Annotated in this window: 15 protein-coding genes; all 15 read left to right on the plus strand. The window is 62.2% G+C overall.

All coding sequences use genetic code 11. The features are described 5' to 3' along the window. The first annotated feature begins 44 nt into the window (after positions 1-44). The 15 genes from BMY91_RS21345 (at position 45) to lspA (ending at position 16,101) form a co-directional block, all read left to right on the plus strand. Positions 45-1,682 (plus strand): UDP-N-acetylmuramoyl-L-alanyl-D-glutamate--2,6-diaminopimelate ligase, encoded by a 1,638-nt coding sequence (locus tag BMY91_RS21345; protein WP_090825640.1) that lies wholly within the window; start codon positions 45-47, stop codon positions 1,680-1,682. Between the two features lie 6 nt (positions 1,683-1,688). Then, positions 1,689-3,179: a UDP-N-acetylmuramoyl-tripeptide--D-alanyl-D-alanine ligase gene (murF, locus tag BMY91_RS21350; protein WP_090825643.1), complete on the plus strand. Its 1,491-nt coding sequence runs from the start codon at positions 1,689-1,691 to the stop codon at positions 3,177-3,179. Beyond that, the gene (gene mraY, locus BMY91_RS21355) at positions 3,176-4,285 is read left to right on the plus strand and encodes a phospho-N-acetylmuramoyl-pentapeptide-transferase (protein ID WP_026542506.1); all 1,110 of its coding nucleotides are present in this window, start codon (positions 3,176-3,178) and stop codon (positions 4,283-4,285) included. The genes murF and mraY overlap by 4 nt, the downstream gene beginning before the upstream one ends. After that, a complete protein-coding gene (gene murD, locus BMY91_RS21360; RefSeq protein ID WP_177179975.1) occupies positions 4,267-5,856 on the plus strand; it encodes a UDP-N-acetylmuramoyl-L-alanine--D-glutamate ligase in 1,590 nt (529 codons plus the stop codon). Before mraY ends, murD begins: the two co-directional genes overlap by 19 nt. Before the next feature lie 2 nt (positions 5,857-5,858). Further along, positions 5,859-7,160: a putative lipid II flippase FtsW gene (gene ftsW, locus BMY91_RS21365; RefSeq protein ID WP_090825647.1), complete on the plus strand. Its 1,302-nt coding sequence runs from the start codon at positions 5,859-5,861 to the stop codon at positions 7,158-7,160. Between the two features lie 6 nt (positions 7,161-7,166). Beyond that, positions 7,167-8,285 (plus strand): undecaprenyldiphospho-muramoylpentapeptide beta-N-acetylglucosaminyltransferase, encoded by a 1,119-nt coding sequence (gene murG / locus BMY91_RS21370; protein WP_090825650.1) that lies wholly within the window; start codon positions 7,167-7,169, stop codon positions 8,283-8,285. Beyond that, positions 8,282-9,652 (plus strand): UDP-N-acetylmuramate--L-alanine ligase, encoded by a 1,371-nt coding sequence (gene murC, locus BMY91_RS21375; RefSeq protein ID WP_090825653.1) that lies wholly within the window; start codon positions 8,282-8,284, stop codon positions 9,650-9,652. The genes murG and murC overlap by 4 nt, the downstream gene beginning before the upstream one ends. After that, positions 9,645-10,583 carry a cell division protein FtsQ/DivIB gene (locus BMY91_RS21380; protein ID WP_090825656.1) on the plus strand — a complete coding sequence of 313 codons (939 nt, stop codon included), beginning with the start codon at positions 9,645-9,647 and terminating at the stop codon, positions 10,581-10,583. Before murC ends, BMY91_RS21380 begins: the two co-directional genes overlap by 8 nt. Positions 10,584-10,798: 215 nt before the next feature. After that, on the plus strand, positions 10,799-12,019 hold the full coding sequence (gene ftsZ / locus BMY91_RS21385) for a cell division protein FtsZ (RefSeq protein ID WP_026542512.1): 1,221 nt from the start codon (positions 10,799-10,801) through the stop codon (positions 12,017-12,019). Between the two features lie 24 nt (positions 12,020-12,043). Then, positions 12,044-12,772 (plus strand): purine nucleoside phosphorylase YfiH/LACC1 family protein, encoded by a 729-nt coding sequence (locus tag BMY91_RS21390; protein WP_090825744.1) that lies wholly within the window; start codon positions 12,044-12,046, stop codon positions 12,770-12,772. Continuing rightward, a complete protein-coding gene (locus tag BMY91_RS21395) occupies positions 12,765-13,523 on the plus strand; it encodes a YggS family pyridoxal phosphate-dependent enzyme (RefSeq protein WP_090825660.1) in 759 nt (252 codons plus the stop codon). Before BMY91_RS21390 ends, BMY91_RS21395 begins: the two co-directional genes overlap by 8 nt. Before the next feature lie 85 nt (positions 13,524-13,608). Next, a complete protein-coding gene (locus tag BMY91_RS21400; RefSeq protein WP_090825663.1) occupies positions 13,609-14,145 on the plus strand; it encodes a cell division protein SepF in 537 nt (178 codons plus the stop codon). 105 nt (positions 14,146-14,250) lie between these two features. Further along, entirely contained in the window at positions 14,251-14,538 is a 288-nt protein-coding gene (locus BMY91_RS21405) for a YggT family protein (RefSeq protein ID WP_090825666.1), read from the plus strand. 156 nt (positions 14,539-14,694) lie between these two features. After that, positions 14,695-15,393 (plus strand): DivIVA domain-containing protein, encoded by a 699-nt coding sequence (locus BMY91_RS21410; protein ID WP_090825669.1) that lies wholly within the window; start codon positions 14,695-14,697, stop codon positions 15,391-15,393. A gap of 99 nt (positions 15,394-15,492) precedes the next feature. After that, positions 15,493-16,101 (plus strand): signal peptidase II, encoded by a 609-nt coding sequence (lspA, locus tag BMY91_RS21415; RefSeq protein ID WP_090825673.1) that lies wholly within the window; start codon positions 15,493-15,495, stop codon positions 16,099-16,101. The last annotated feature ends 15 nt before the right edge of the window (positions 16,102-16,116 follow it).

A 16,116-nucleotide genomic window follows, 5' to 3' on the forward strand; every position in this document is an offset into this window, starting at 1 on the left:
CTGGCCCCCAGCCGGTCGTTCCACGAGCACCAACGGAGAACCACGTGTCAGAGCACAATGAGGCAGCTAACAGCGCCACGACGCCGGATACCGGCCGGTCAGCCTTCCGCCCCGAATCCGTGGCCGCGGTGCCCCTGGCCACTATTGCTGAGGCTCTCGGAATCTCCGCTCCGGAGGGCAGTCATGGCAGGGGAGTGACAGGCATTACGCTCAACTCCAGGGCTGTGGAAGCCGGTGACCTTTACATGGCCTTGCCGGGGGCTTCCCGCCACGGCGCCGATTTCGTGCCCCAGGCGGTCGCCGCCGGTGCGGTCGCCGTTGTTACGGACGACGCCGGGGCGCGCCAACTTGCGATGGCGGGCGAGCAGCCCGTTCCGGTGCTGATCGTCCAACAGCCGCGTACCGCCGTCGGGCATTTGGCCTCACTGATCTATCGCAGTCAGCCGGTGGAGGACGGTTATCCGTCGCTGTTTGGCGTCACGGGGACCAACGGAAAGACCACCACCACCTACTTCATCAACTCGTTGCTGCGGGCACTGGGCATGAATCCTGGCCTGATCGGGACCATCGAGATCGTGGCAGGCGGGGACCCCATCCCGAGCCTCCTGACCACTCCGGAGTCCACCGACGTCCATGCGCTGTTGGCCTTGATGCGTGAACGCGGCCTGGAGGCTGCGTCCATGGAAGTTTCATCCCACGCGATCTCCTATCACCGCGTGGATGGCGTGATGTTCAACGTGGCAGGCTTCACCAACCTCACCCAGGACCATCTGGACCTCCACGGCAGCATGGAAGAGTATTTCAAGACCAAAGCGGAACTCTTCACCGCCAGCAGGGCCAGGCACGCCGTTGTTACTGTGGACGATGAATGGGGACGGAAGCTGGCTGATGTGGCTGACATTCCAGTCACCACGCTTTCGGCCAAGGAGGGCAGCTCTGGTGCCGACTGGCAGGTGGCAGCCACCACTGCCCGTGGACTTGGCTCCGGGTTTGAACTCAGGCACACAGATGGAGGGAGCCTGCGCGTCCACACTGGCCTGCCAGGTGACTTCAATGTAGCCAATGCCGCGTTGGCCACCGTCATGGTCCTTGCCTCCGGCGTTGACGAAAAGACGCTGCAAGCGGCCTTGGATGCCCACGATCCCTTCACGGTTGCCGTTCCGGGCCGTATGCAGTTGGTCTCAACAGAGCCCGCCTCCGTTGTTGATTTTGCCCACAATCCTGATGCCCTGGCCCGTGCTTTGGAAGCCGTCCGCTCGCCTGAAGAGGGCTCTCGGTTGATTGTGGTCTTCGGAGCTACGGGCCAACGCGACCAAGGCAAGAGGCCCACCATGGGAGCCATTGCGGCACGCCTTGCTGACATCGTTATTGTCAGCGATGACGATCCCCACGACGAAGACGCCGCATCCATTCGCAGCGATGTCCTACAAGGCGCCTACGCAGCCCGTGATGCGGAGCATCTGGGCTGCGAAATTGTCGAGTCCTTCCCTCGTGATGCCGCGATTCGCCTGGCCGTTGACATGGCAACGTCAAAGGACACCATCCTCATCGCGGGCCGTGGCCACGAGGTCTGGCAAGAGGTCAAGGGCGTAAACCTGGCACTGGATGACCGCGTGGAATTGCGGGCGGCCTTGACATCCAAGGGATTCAGCGTTTCAACGGACCAGCGGATAGAGTCCTAAACCGAGATGATTGCATTTACTGCGGCGGAGATCGCCGACATCACCCATGGCCGATTGACCGGAAACGCGGACGTCGTGCCCACCTCCGTCGTCACTGATTCACGGGAAGCAGTTCCCGGTTCGTTGTACGTGGCCAAACCTGGCGAACACGCAGACGGCCACGACTTCGTCGATGCCGCTTTCCAGCGCGGCGCCGTTTTGGTCCTGGCCGAACGCGATGTGGCCGATGCCGGCGGGAACCCCTTTCCCGCCGTCGTAGTGGACGACGCTGTCCTGGCCATGGGCGCGCTGGCAGCGGAATCCGTGCGTCGAATCCGCGCCGCGCGTCAGGAGCGTGGCGAGGACTTCACTGTGGTTGGTATTACCGGCTCCGCCGGCAAAACCACCACCAAGGATCTCCTTGCGGGCTTGCTGGCCACGGCGGGCAAGACCGTGGCCCCCCAGGGCTCCTACAACGGCGAAGTGGGCGTTCCGCTGACGGTGTTTGCTGCCGACGCCGACACCCGGTTCCTGGTCATTGAAATGGGTGCAACCGGCCTTGGCCACATCAAATACCTGGCAGATATGGTCAAGCCGGACATTGGGGTGGTCCTGGTGGTTGGCACAGCGCACGCCGGTGAATTCGGTGGCGTGGAGAACATCGCAAAGACCAAGGGGGAGCTCGTCGAAGCCCTCAGTGAGCACGGCACCGCAGTGATCAACCTGGACGATGGCCGCGTTGCTGCCATGCGCTCCCGCACTAAAGCAAAAGTTCTGGGATTCACCGCCTCGCCGGCCACCACGGAGGAAGTCGAAGCCCGAAACGTTGTAGTTAACGAGCAAGGGTACCCGGACTTCGATCTTGTCCTGCCCGACGGCGGCCCGTCCGTTGAGGTGCGGAGCCGCCTGATCGGCGGACACCACGTGACGAACTTGTTGGCAGCCGCTGCAGCCGCATTCGCCGCAGGCCTTCCGGCACACCAGATTGCCTCCTCACTCAGTTCCCAGTCAGCGGCCAGCCGCTGGCGTATGGAGCGTACTGAACGTGAAGACGGCGTCACCATCATCAATGACGCCTACAACGCAAACCCCGAATCCATGCGAGCAGCTCTGCGCACCCTTGCCGATCTTGGCCAGGGGCGGCGGACCTGGGCTGTGCTTGGTGCCATGCTCGAGCTGGGCGAGGACTCCATCCGCGAGCACACAGCAGTGGGCACTCAGGTGGTCCGACTGAATATCTCACGGCTGGTAGTGGTGGGACGCGAGGCCCGCGCCCTCTACGTCTCGGCCATTCAGGAAGGATCCTGGGGGGACGAGTGTTCGTTCACTGAGACGGTGGAAGAAGCTTATGAGCTTCTGCAAAATGAACTGGAACCCGGTGACCTGGTGTTATTCAAATCCTCCAACGGCGTAGGTCTAAGGCATTTGGGTGATCGGATAGCATTACCTCCACGGGCCGAGCCCACCGGAGAAAACGCGGCTGAAGCTGCCGCAAACGAAGGGAACGAGCTGCTGTGATTGCACTTTTGATCGGCGCCGGCGTCGCCCTTCTGGTGGCCCTGATAGGGACACCGCTTTTCATCAGGTTCCTCGTAGCCAAGAGCTACGGGCAGTTCATCCGTGATGACGGACCCACATCGCACCACACCAAGCGCGGAACGCCCACCATGGGCGGCACGGTGGTGGTGGCGGCTGTGCTGATCAGCTACTTCGTGACACATCTGATCATGTGGATGATGAACCCGCGATCGCCGGGGCCTTCCGCTTCAGGGCTTCTGCTCCTGTTCCTCATGGTCGGCATGGGCTTTGTGGGCTTCCTTGACGACTACATCAAGATCTCCAACAAACGCAGCCTGGGACTCAACGCACGGGCCAAACTGATCCTGCAGGCCGCCGTCGGCATCATCTTCGCGGTGCTGGTCCTGCAGTTCCCGAACGAAGATGGGCTGCGACCCGCATCAACCCAGATCTCTTTGGTGCGTGACATCCCCTGGCTGGATCTCGCTTTCGGAGGGACTGTCCTCGGCGCAATACTCTTCATTGTCTGGTCCAACCTGATCATCACTGCGGCCACCAACGGTGTGAACCTGACGGATGGCCTGGATGGACTGGCCGCGGGCGCCTCCATCATGGTCTTCGGCGCGTACACCATCATGGGCATCTGGCAGAACAACCAGGCCTGCGGATCGCCCCGTGAGGCCGGCAGCGGATGCTACCAAGTACGCGACCCCATGGATCTGGCCCTGCTGGCGGCGATCCTTAGTGCCGCCCTGGTGGGCTTCCTCTGGTGGAACACATCGCCTGCCAAGATTTTCATGGGAGACACCGGATCACTGGCGATCGGTGGCGCCGTGGCGGCTTTCGCCATCCTGTCGCGCACTGAACTCCTGCTGGCCTTCATCGGCGGCCTGTTCGTCCTGATCACCCTCTCGGTCATCATTCAGGTGGGCTTCTTCAAGCTCAGTGGCGGTAAACGTGTCTTCAAGATGGCACCGCTCCAACACCACTTTGAACTGAAGGGCTGGGCAGAAGTCACTGTGGTGGTCCGGTTCTGGATCCTCGCCGGACTCTTTGTAGCCGCCGGCCTCGGAATTTTCTACGCTGAATGGGTGGTACTGCTGTGAACGGAAGCCAGGAGACAACACCGTCGGCCGCCAACAGGCTCAACGAACTCACCAGCTGGGATGCTGACTGGAGCGGCCTGCGGGTGGTGGTGACGGGAATCGGCCTTTCAGGCTTCTCCGCTGCCGACACCCTCATCGAGCTCGGAGCCAAGGTGGTGGTGGTTGACGCAGCCACAACGCCCAAGGCGCAGGCCCAGGCTGACACACTGAAAATCGTTGGTGCCGTTGATGTCCTGCTGGGCGAAGACGCCGTCAATGCCCTTCCGCTGATCGATGGTGCTTTGCCGGAGCTGGTTGTCACGTCGCCAGGTTGGCGTCCAGACCAGGCACTCCTGGCCGCCGCCAAACGCAAGCACATCGCCGTGTGGGGCGATGTTGAGCTTGCCTGGCGGCTCCGGGTCCGTGCGGGACGCAAGACGGCGGATTGGCTCACGATCACGGGCACCAACGGCAAGACCACCACTGTGGGCATGACCGAATCCATGCTGCAGGCAGCAGGCCTCAAGGCCATCGCGGTGGGAAACGTGGGAACACCCATCCTGGACGCACTCCGGGATCCCGTTGACTACGATGCTTTCGCCGTTGAGCTTTCCAGCTTCCAGCTTCACTGGAGCCATTCGCTCTCACCCGTGGCCAGTGTCTGCCTCAACGTCGCTGAAGACCACGTTGACTGGCATGGCTCCTATGCTTCGTACTTGGCAGACAAAGCCAGGATTTATGCGAACACGCAAAAGGCCGCGATTTACAACGCAGAGCAAATCGAAACCGAACGCATGGTGGAGGACGCTGACGTCGTAGAGGGGTGCCGGGCCATCGGGTTCACCACCAATACACCGGCCATCAGCATGGTGGGTGTGGTGGACGGACTCTTGGTGGACCGCGCCTTCATCGCTGAACGGAAGGATTCCGCTGCAGAGCTTGCCGCCATGTCCGACCTCGGACCGGTGGCACCACGCCACATGGTTGCCAACGCGCTGGCAGCAGCCGCCTTGGTCCGCGCCTATGGGGTGGAACCGGCGGCAGTGAAGCAGGGGTTGGCGAATTACCTCCCGGGCGCCCATCGCATCCAACTGGTTGCCAAGCACAACGACATTCTGTGGATCAATGACTCCAAGGCAACCAACCCCCATGCTGCCTCGGCTGCGCTCTCTGCTTTCCAGCACGTTGTGTGGATTGCCGGCGGTCTCTCCAAGGGCGTGAACTATGACGACCTCGTCAAAGAGCACGCGCCACGGCTGAAGGCAGTGGTCCTCATTGGCACGGACACTGAAGCACTGGAAGGCTCGCTCCAGCGACACGCACCGGATGTCCCCGTGATAGCGCCGGCCAAGGGCGACACTGAAGGGGTGCAGACCGCAGCCGGTAACGCCGCCTCGCCCATCTACGGCGAGACCATCATGGCCCAGGCCGTGGCATCGGCGGCCGGCGTGGCAGCGTCAGGCGACACCGTCCTGATGGCACCTGCGGCTGCGTCCATGGATCAGTTCTCTTCCTACGCTCACCGTGGCGACGCTTTCGTCCAGGCAGTTCGCGAGCTTGTGGAAGGGCAGGCACCGACCACCGAGGAGTAACAATGGTCAGCACGCCCACCCGCAGCCGCGGAAAGGCTTCCGGAGGCGGCGCAGCCAAGGCCCCCAAAGATGCCGCCAAGCAGCCCGCCCGGCTCCGCGTACACCTTCGCGGCTTCTGGGAAAGCCTTGAAGGCAAGAGCAAGGCTCCCAACAGCTCCACCTACTACCTCATCCTCGGGTGTGCCCTGGCCCTGACTGCCATCGGCGTCATGATGGTTCTTTCGGCCTCCAGCGTGGAAGCGATCTCTGAGGGCAAGTCTCCGTACGCCGATGCGCTGAAGCAGGCGATGTTCGGCGTTCTGGGTGCTGCCGCCATGTACGTCATCTCACGAACCAACGTCAACTGGATGAAGCGGTTGTCGTGGTGGGCGCTCGGGGCTGTTGTGGTGCTTCTGGCACTTGTCCAGGTGATGGGCAACAGCGTCAACGGCAATAAGAACTGGATCGACATTGGCGGTGTGACACTCCAGCCGTCCGAGATGGCCAAACTGGTCCTCTGTGTCTGGATTGCAGCTGTGCTGGCCCGCAAACAGAAGCTCTTGAACCGTTGGTGGCATGTCATTATCCCCGTGGTTCCCGGTGCCGGCCTGGTCATTGGCCTGGTAATGCTGGGCAACGACCTCGGCACAGTGATCGTGATAGCGGCCATTACAGCAGCAGGGCTCTATTTTGCAGGCGTACCGGGGCGGATGCTGGCCATAGCGGGTGCTGTGGGTGCAGTGGGAGCCGTTCTGGCCACCATCAGCAGCGCCAACCGGATCTGCCGCATTACGTCGTGGTTGGGTACGGCATCGGCGTCCTGCACCGAAAACTTTGACTTCGATTTCCAGTCCACCAACGGCATGTACGGTCTGGCGCAGGGGAGTTGGACCGGGCTGGGCCTGGGGCAGAGCCGGCAGAAGTACAACTGGCTGCCGGAAGCCCACAATGACTTCATCTTCGCGATCATTGGCGAGGAACTGGGCCTGGTGGGCACCTTGGTGGTGCTGGTGCTCTTCGCCATTCTTGGCATCGCCATCTTCCGTGTGGTGGTCCGGCAGACGGACCCCTTCCAGCGCACGCTGGCCGGCGGCATCATGGTGTGGCTCCTGGGCCAGGCAAGCATGAACATGGCCGTGGTAACCCAGCTGCTTCCCGTGGTTGGAGTCCCGCTGCCGTTCATTTCCTACGGCGGCTCGGCGCTGGTGATGTCACTGTGCGGCGTCGGCGTAGTGTTGTCCTTGGCCCGGGGGCAATTGCCGCCCCAGCAGCGTCCCCGGTTCTTGCCGCGCCGTTCTCGAAAAACCGCACGAAAGCGTACTTAGCACTTCATGACTTCTGATTCCCGCAACGCGTCCAAGCCTTTGTCCGTCGTCCTGGCAGGCGGCGGAACTGCCGGGCATGTCAGCCCCCTGCTGGCCATCGCCGATGCCATCAAGGACCGTCGTCCGGAGGCAGCCATCCTTGCTGTCGGCACACCTTCCGGCATGGAGACACGGCTCATTCCAGCGGCCGGGTATGACCTCGCAACCATCGACCGCGTGCCGTTTCCGCGGCGACCGTCGCTTGATCTCATCAAGCTTCCCGGCCGCTTGCGGGGAGCGGTTCGGCAGGCGCGGCGGATCCTTGAGGAGGCAGAGGCAGACGTCCTGGTGGGTGTGGGTGGATACGTCTGCACGCCGATGTACCTGGCCGCCCGGAAACTCGGTGTCCCCATCGTGATTCATGAAGCCAACATGAAGGCCGGTCTGGCCAACCGTGTCGGAGCCCGGTTCAGCGACTACGTTGCTGTGGCCTTTGCCGCTACGCGCTTGCGGGGCGCCCGCCACGTTGGGATGCCCATGCGACGCGCCATCTCAGGACTCGACCGGGCCGGCGCGGCCCCTGAGGCCAAGGCGGCGCTGGGATTGGATCCGGAACGTCCAGTGTTGATCGTCACCGGCGGTTCCTCGGGCGCGCTGAGCATCAACCGTTCAGTAACGGCCGCTTTGCCGGCATTGACGGCTGCCGGCGTCCAAACCTTGCACATTACGGGAACCGGCAAAGCCGTTCTCAACCACGACGGCGGCCTGCTCACGGCCGACGGATACCGTCAGGTTGAGTACGTGGACGGGATGGAAAACGTCTATGCAGCAGCCGATGTCCTCCTTGCCCGCGCCGGGGCCGGTACCGTCAGCGAAGTTGCTGCAGTGGGAGTGCCGGCAGTCTTTGTGCCGCTGCCCATCGGAAATGGGGAGCAGTCCCTGAATGCCGCCCTGTTGGTGGATGCCGGGGCGGCGCTCCTTGTGGATGACAAGGACCTCAGCCCGGAATGGCTCCAGACCGAGCTCATTCCACTCTTGCTGGACCGTGGCAGGCTCCTCGACATGGCCCGCAAGACCGAAGCCCTTGGTATCAGAAACGCCGATCAGCGCATGGCTGATCTTGTCTTGGAAGCGGTATCCGCATGACCACCAGCATCGCCCCCCTCGAATCCCTCGGACGTGTCCACTTCATAGGCGTTGGCGGCGTGGGAATGTCCGCCGTGGCGCGGATCATGGTGGCCAGAGGTGTGCCCGTCAGTGGGTCCGACGCCAAGGACCTGCCAGTCATGCACGACCTCTCGTCGGCCGGTGCCCGGATCGCTGTGGGATACGACGCTGGAAACCTCGGCGATGCCCAGACGATCGTGGCCGGCTCAGCTATCCGCGCAGACAATCCGGAACTCACAGCCGCACGCGAGGCAGGGCTGCCGGTGCTTCACCGTTCCGAAGCGCTTGCCGCCACCATGGCAAGCCACCGCGTAGTCACGGTTGCAGGTACGCACGGCAAGTCCACTACCACCTCCATGGTGGCTGTCCTGCTGAAGGAGGCAGGATTTGATCCTTCCTTCGCCATAGGAGCGAACGTGCCTGCTCTGGGCGTTAATGCGGCGCACGGCGAGTCCGACATTTTCGTGGCCGAGGCCGACGAATCCGATGGCTCGTTCCTGAACTATCGCCCCCTGATCGCAGTGGTCACCAACGTCGAGGCCGATCACCTGGACCACTATGGAACGCCGGAGGCTGTCTTCGCCTCCTTTGATGACTTTGCGGCGCTTCTGCCCGTCGATGGCGTCCTCCTCGCCTGCGCAGACGACCCCGGCGCACGTTCACTCGCGGAACGCACCGCCTCCAAGGGAACCACCCGAGTCCTGACGTACGGGACGTCCGAGGACTCCGATGTCCGGCTTCACGACGGCGGACCTGGTGACGTTTCTGTGGCCATCGGTGCAGACGTCCACAGGGTAGGACTCCAAGTGCCCGGGCGGCACAATGCCCTCAACGCCGCGGCGGCGTTCGCGGTCGCCGTCGAACTTGGCGTGGCACCCGAAGCTGCAGCAGCGGCATTGGGCCACTTCACAGGTGCATCCCGTCGGTTCGAACTCAAAGGGCTAGGCAGGGGAGTGCGGGTGTATGACGACTACGCGCACCACCCCACGGAGGTCCGCGCGGCCTTGTCCGCCGCGCGCTCGGTAGCTGGCGGCCATAAAGTGCACGTCCTGTTCCAGCCTCACCTGTTTTCCCGGACAAGGGAGTTTGCCGGCGAGTTTGCGTCGGCCTTGAACGCGGCTGATACAGCCCTTGTCCTGGACATTTATCCGGCACGCGAGGATCCGATTCCCGGCGTCACCAGCGCCCTGATCGCTGACCGGTTGTCCACCGGGCGTCTCGTTTCCGCAGGTGAAGCCGTGGATGCCATCCTCGCCGTCGCGGGCGAAGGAGATGTGGTCCTGACTGTTGGGGCCGGTGACGTCACTTCCTATGGGCCAGTGATCGTGGAGGCCTTGGGTGGCTAGCACCCGGAAACCGACGTACAAGGCCGGAACGGACGCCCGCCCGGTTGATGCCGGGCGCGCTGGGGGAACTAAGGCAACTCCGGGCCTGAGCAAGGGAGGCGACGCGGACGCTGTTATCAGCGCCCAACGTTCGGTTGAACCGGACGTCAAGGGGGCGTCAGCCTCCAAAGCTTCCCCTGCCTCCAAGTCCCGGAAAGCAGCGCCGTCGGACAACATCATTGTGTTTCCCGAACCGAAGCGGCGGCGTCAGCGAAGGCTTGTCGCGTGGACGCTCTCGATCGTGGCGGTGGTCGTCGCCGTCCTCATTGGCGGTGCGGTGTTTTCACCTGTGCTGGCGGTTCGGACCGTCACTGTGGATGGCACCACCCTTTTGACTCCGGAGGCAGTGCAGAAAGCCCTTTCGGGTCTCGAAGGAAAGCCGCTCCCACAGGTCAGCGAGCAGGAAATCAACGAGCTGCTGAAGCCGCTGGTGCAGGTCCGCTCAGCCACCATGGAAGCGCGGCCGCCCTCGGAGCTGCTGGTGCACGTCAACGAACGTGTCCCGGTGGCGCTGCTGAAGCAGGGCGAAACGTATGTGATGGTTGATGTGGACGGTGTGCAGCTCGGGGCGACGAAGGACCAGTCTGCGGTGGCGCTCCCGTTGATCGATGCCGGTGCCGGTGCAACCAACACGGAATTGTTTAAGTCGATCGCCGCCGTTTTGGATACTTTGCCCGCCGACGTTCGGGCCAGGATGTCAACAGCGTCGGCTGCGTCCCCGGACGCCGTGGAGCTGAAACTCGTGGATGGAAAGACGGTAGTGTGGGGCAATGCCGAGGACAGGGAACTGAAGGCGAAGGCACTTGAAGCGCTGCTCAAGATGCCGGCTGACCCAAAGGTTCCCGTGAGCGTCTACGATGTCAGCGTCCCACGGCACCCATTCACAAAATAAGAGCTTTGAGAACGTAACCTCCTGATGACGGTGACCTTATTTCGGGACATTCAGACGACACGCGCAAGCGGTCATTGCATGTGCGAACCATAGGAAATACCGTCGCAGTAGAGTTACTTGACATAACTATAACCTTCAACTAGAGGGTTAAGGTCCAAGTATTCAAGTTGGACTCGATCAGTTTCGCTATAGGACACAAGCAAGGGGCACGAAACGTGGCAGCACCGCAGAATTACTTGGCCGTCATCAAGGTCGTCGGCATCGGCGGCGGTGGCGTGAACGCAGTCAACCGCATGATCGAGGTCGGCCTTCGGGGCGTCGAGTTCATCGCCATCAATACTGACGCGCAGGCGCTGCTCATGAGCGACGCCGACGTCAAGCTTGACGTCGGACGTGAACTAACGCGTGGCCTTGGTGCCGGCGCGAACCCCGAGGTCGGAAAGCAGGCCGCCGAAGACCATGCTGACGAGATCGAAGAAGTTCTCCGCGGCGCTGACATGGTCTTCGTAACCGCCGGCGAAGGTGGTGGCACCGGAACGGGTGGCGCCCCCGTGGTCGCGCGCATCGCCCGCTCCTTGGGTGCGCTGACCATCGGCGTGGTGACGCGCCCGTTCACCTTCGAGGGCCGCCGTCGTGCTGGTTCCGCAGAGGCCGGCATCGATGCGCTCCGTGACGAAGTTGACACTCTGATCGTCATTCCCAATGATCGCCTCCTGTCCATCAGTGATCGCAACGTCTCCGTCCTGGACGCTTTCCGTTCCGCGGACCAGGTTCTCCTTTCGGGTGTCCAGGGCATCACGGACCTGATCACCACCCCCGGCCTGATCAACCTGGACTTCGCTGACGTCAAGTCCGTCATGCAGGGTGCAGGATCGGCCCTGATGGGTATTGGTTCTGCCCGTGGCGAGGATCGCGCAGTCAAAGCTGCAGAGCTGGCTATCGCGTCCCCGCTCCTTGAGGCTTCCATTGATGGTGCCCATGGCGTCCTGCTCTCCATTCAGGGCGGATCGGACCTTGGCCTGTTCGAAATCAATGAGGCAGCACGCCTGGTGCAGGAAGTGGCCCACCCTGAGGCGAACATCATCTTCGGTGCCGTCATTGATGACGCCCTGGGTGACGAAGCCCGTGTGACGGTCATTGCTGCAGGTTTCGATGACGTCAAGGCGACCTCGCCCTCCATGGACCAGTCGCGTCCCGCCCAGAACCCTGTCCCCTCGGAGCGACCGGCCGCACCCAGCAGCGCACCGTCCAGCGCTGCAGCACCGCAGCACGCTACGGCTGGCATCGGTGCGGCGGGCTTGAGCAACTGGGGCCAGCAGCGTCCCTCTGCCCTGCCCGCTGACTCCGGCTTCGACGTCGACCTCCCGGCAGTTGTGGAGCCTGACCTTTCGGGCAGCCGCTCTGACGACCTCGATGTCCCCGACTTCCTGAAGTAAGCCGCATCGGAGAGTCAGTACTTGGTGTTTTGGTGGCGCAACGAAGTTCGGCCCGGCGTTTCTGTAGCCTTCACGGATACAGGCGCCGGGAACCTGGCTCTCCATGTGGGGGATAATCCTGAGCAGGTGATGGCGCGCCGCGTCCGCCTTGCGAGGAGTGCAGGTCTGGGTGTGCGCCAATTCCAATACATGGATCAAGTCCATGGCAACACGGTGGAATTCATCGCAGCCCACGGGCCTGGGCCTACCGCAGACGCCATGGTGTCCACTGCCACTGATTCCTCACACTCCGGTTTAGCGGGTGCGGCCCAGCCATTGGCCGTCATGGTGGCTGATTGCGTACCCGTGGTCATGGTAGGCGTGGATGCCAGCCACAAGGCGGTGATCGCTGTAGCCCACGCCGGACGCCCGGGCGTGGCCTCCGCTGTTGTTCCCGCTACGGTGGCGGAAATGCGCCACCGGGGAGCATCGGACATCCACGCTTGGCTGGGTCCTTCCATCTGCGGATCCTGCTATGAGGTCCCGGAGCAACTCCGGGCCGAGGTAGCGGATCTGGTTCCCGCCACGTGGTCCACTTCCTCATGGGACACGCCAGCCCTGGACTTGCCGGCAGGTGTGACGGCCCAGTTGGCTTCCTTGGATGTTCCGGTGGAGTACTCGGGGCAGTGCACCTTGGAGAACGATTCCCTTTTCTCATACCGGCGGGACTCCCGGACCGGTCGATTTGCAGGTTTGGTGTGGACTCATGACTAGCCTTGGATACGGCGGCGAGCGGCTGTCGGGTGCAGATGGAGACGCCCGTACCGCTCAGCTTGCTGGACGTTTGGACGTGGTCAGGGGCCGGATCGAGGCAGCTGCCGCCGCTGCCGGGCGCAGTGACCAACCCCGCCTGATCGTAGTGACCAAGTTTCACCCCGCTGCTGATGTCCGCCGCTTGGCGGCCCTCGGAGTAAGCGATGTCGGTGAAAACCGCGATCAGGAGGCAGCTGCCAAGGCCTCCGGGCTTACTGACCTGGAGGTGCACTGGCACTTCATCGGGCAGCTTCAGAGCAACAAGGCAAAATCTGTCGCTAAATACGCTGCCTCCGTCCAGTCGATAGATCGGCCACAATTGGTGGACGCTTTGGCGAAGGCCATCAAGCGGGAACAAGACACTACCGGCCGGGCAGACCTCGACTGCTTCATTCAGGTCAGCTTGGAGGACGACGCCGGTGCGCACCGCGGGGGTGCAGCCCCGGCCGACGTCGAGGTTCTGGCCGGACAGATCGCAGCTGCTGCCGGGTTGCAGCTCTCAGGGCTGATGGCAGTGGCGCCCTTGGGGGCCGATCCGGAAGCGGCATTCGAAAAGCTGGCCGGTTTTTCGGCGGCGCTGCGCGCTGTCCATCCGGCTGCGAACGGGATTTCCGCGGGGATGAGCCAGGACCTTGAGGCGGCCGTGAAGTTCGGAGCGACACACCTGAGAATTGGCTCCGATATTCTCGGTTCACGTCCGGCCGTGGGGTAGCGTCAAAGTATTGGAATGACGGGCCGGGGTTCCAATATGTCAAGTCATGGCGGCCCGCCTACTGCAGAAACGATAGGAGTGCACCATGGCTGGCGCTCTGCGCAAGACAATGATCTATCTTGGGCTCGCCGACGGCGATGAACACTACGAATCTGAGCAGGCCGTCGCCTCGCACCACGACGAAGAACGCCCCCAGGTACAGGAACGGGAAGAGCGCCGGGCGCCTGCTCCCGTCCGGGAAGTTGTCCGTGAAATGCCCATTGTTGATGCCGAAGAGGAATACCGCGCACCCGTGACACCCATTAAGCGTGCGGCGTCCAGCCGCGAAGATGCCTCGGGTCTGAGGCAGATCACCACCGTTCACCCCCGCTCTTATAATGACGCCAAGGTCATCGGCGAGAGCTTCCGGGATGGTATTCCCGTCATCATGAACGTCACTGACATGGGCGAAGCCGACGCAAAGCGCCTTGTGGACTTCTCCGCCGGCCTGGTCTTTGGCCTCCACGGCAGCATCGAGCGGGTGACCAACAAGGTGTTCCTGTTGTCGCCGTCGTACGTCGAGGTCATCGGGGACGACAAGAAGGCCACCGAAACGCAGGCCAGCTTCTTCAATCAGAGCTGACAACGATCTTTACAGATGCCAGGCGGGTCAACCTGCCTGGCATCTGTGTTGCAATAGTAGGGACCGATCCGCATTCCGGAACAAGTGGGAGATCTGAGCTAACTCGTGGGCATTGTTTTCGGCCTTATCTATATTCTGTTGTTGCTGTTCTTCATTGCCCTGATCATTAGACTCATCTTCGAATGGGTTCAGATGTTCGCCCGACAGTGGCGACCCAGGGGTGTGGCGTTGGTTACAGCCCATGTGGTCTACTCCATAACGGATCCTCCGCTGCGGAGGCTCCGCAAACTGATTCCACCCCTCCAACTGGGCGGAATCTCCTTGGATTTGGGCTTTTTGATCCTGATTATTGCCGTCAGCATTGGCATGTCAGTGACCGGCGGCCTGGCCTAGCTGCTCCGCGGAACCTGGGCCACCGATGGTTCAAAGGCCGCAAATTCTCCAAATCAACACGATGGTGTTGAATTGGAGGAACCAGATGATATTTAGGTACCGTAGTTTTGAACGGCCGGAAGGCCTACTGACTAACTAGACCAACGAGGTGACCAGATGGCTTTGACGCCAGAAGACGTTGTCAACAAGCGCTTTCAGCCGACCAAGTTCCGCGAAGGCTACGACCAGGACGAGGTAGACGACTTCCTCGACGAGATCGTGGTGGAACTGCGCCGCTTGAACCAGGAAAATGACGAGCTTCGCAAGAAGCTCGGCGAAGCCGGTTCGGCTGTGCCTGCTGCTACCGCTGCGGCTCCAGTCGTTGAAAAGGTTCCCGCACCCGTGAAGGTCGACAAGGAAGCTGAAGCCAAGGCAGAAGCTGAGGCCAAGGCTGCCGAAGCCGCCAAGAAGAAGGAAGCTGAGCAGGCTGCCGCCGCTGCAGCTGCCGCCAAGGCTCCCGCCGCCAACAACGGTGTCACTCCTTCGGCTGAATCTGCTGCAGGCCTGCTGGCCATGGCCCAGCAGATGCACGACAAGCACGTATCCGACGGTGCGCAGCAGAAGGAAAAGATCATTGCCGAGGCTCAGATCGAGGCCTCCAGCCTCGTCAACGACGCCCAGGAAAAGTCCCGCAAGATCCTTGGCGCCCTTGAGCAGCAGCGTTCCGTTCTGGAGCGCAAGGTGGAGCAGCTGCGCGGCTTTGAGCGTGACTACCGCTCGCGTCTGAAGGCCTACATCGAAGGCCAGCTGCGCGACCTCGACGCCCGTGGTTCCGTCGCTGCCCCTGAGGTTGGCGAAGCAACGGCCGACGTTTAGCAAGTATTCTGAAAGCCGGTGGCTGAGGACTCCTCGGCCGCCGGCTTTTGCTGTTAACACCGTGACAGCGCCCCGCCTCGCTTCCCGAATGAAAGCACTATGACCGACGACTTCACCGATAACGCCTCACAGCCGGCGCCCACCGCGCGCCGCAAGTGGCGTCCGGCCATGATCTGGCTCTTTGCCGGCTTCGCCGTGTTCGCTTACACCTTTGACCAGCTCACCAAGCTCTGGGTGACCAGCACCATGACGGAAGGCGAGCGGATTCCCGTCTTGCCGCCGCTGCTGCACTGGTACTACATCCGGAACTCAGGGGCAGCTTTCTCCATTGGCGAGAATGTGACGTGGATCTTCACGATTGTCATGGCTGCTGTTTCGGTCGCAATCCTGTTTCAGCTGCGCCGCTTGGGCTCGGCTTGGTGGGCCCTGTCACTCGGGCTGTTGTTGGGAGGAGCGCTGGGTAACCTCACAGATCGCTTGTTCCGGGAGCCGTCGTTCGCCATGGGGCACGTCGTGGACTTTATCCAATTGCCCAATTTCGCCATCTTCAACATTGCGGACTCTGCAGTGGTGTCCGGCGTCGTTATTATTTGCCTGCTGACACTGCGCGGTATTGGCATGGACGGGAAGCGGCACGTTCCCGCCCCTAAGCCGGCCAATGATGCCAAGTCCGCCGGCGGTTCCACGGGGGAGACAGCCGGTGAGTAACCCCGTGGCGGTACC

This window comes from Arthrobacter sp. yr096 (assembly GCF_900108925.1).
Lineage (GTDB): Bacteria > Actinomycetota > Actinomycetes > Actinomycetales > Micrococcaceae > Arthrobacter.

Bases quoted from the DNA above. Each gene is read 5' to 3' on its own strand.
- lspA (WP_090825673.1), top strand. From the start codon at position 15,493: ATGACCGACGACTTCACCGATAACGCCTCACAGCCGGCGCCCACCGCG.
- murC (WP_090825653.1), top strand. From the start codon at position 8,282: ATGACCACCAGCATCGCCCCCCTCGAATCCCTCGGACGTGTCCACTTC.
- murF (WP_090825643.1), top strand. From the start codon at position 1,689: ATGATTGCATTTACTGCGGCGGAGATCGCCGACATCACCCATGGCCGA.
- murD (WP_177179975.1), top strand. From the start codon at position 4,267: ATGGGTGGTACTGCTGTGAACGGAAGCCAGGAGACAACACCGTCGGCC.
- BMY91_RS21410 (WP_090825669.1), top strand. From the start codon at position 14,695: ATGGCTTTGACGCCAGAAGACGTTGTCAACAAGCGCTTTCAGCCGACC.
- BMY91_RS21395 (WP_090825660.1), top strand. From the start codon at position 12,765: ATGACTAGCCTTGGATACGGCGGCGAGCGGCTGTCGGGTGCAGATGGA.
- BMY91_RS21400 (WP_090825663.1), top strand. From the start codon at position 13,609: ATGGCTGGCGCTCTGCGCAAGACAATGATCTATCTTGGGCTCGCCGAC.
- ftsW (WP_090825647.1), top strand. From the start codon at position 5,859: ATGGTCAGCACGCCCACCCGCAGCCGCGGAAAGGCTTCCGGAGGCGGC.
- murG (WP_090825650.1), top strand. From the start codon at position 7,167: ATGACTTCTGATTCCCGCAACGCGTCCAAGCCTTTGTCCGTCGTCCTG.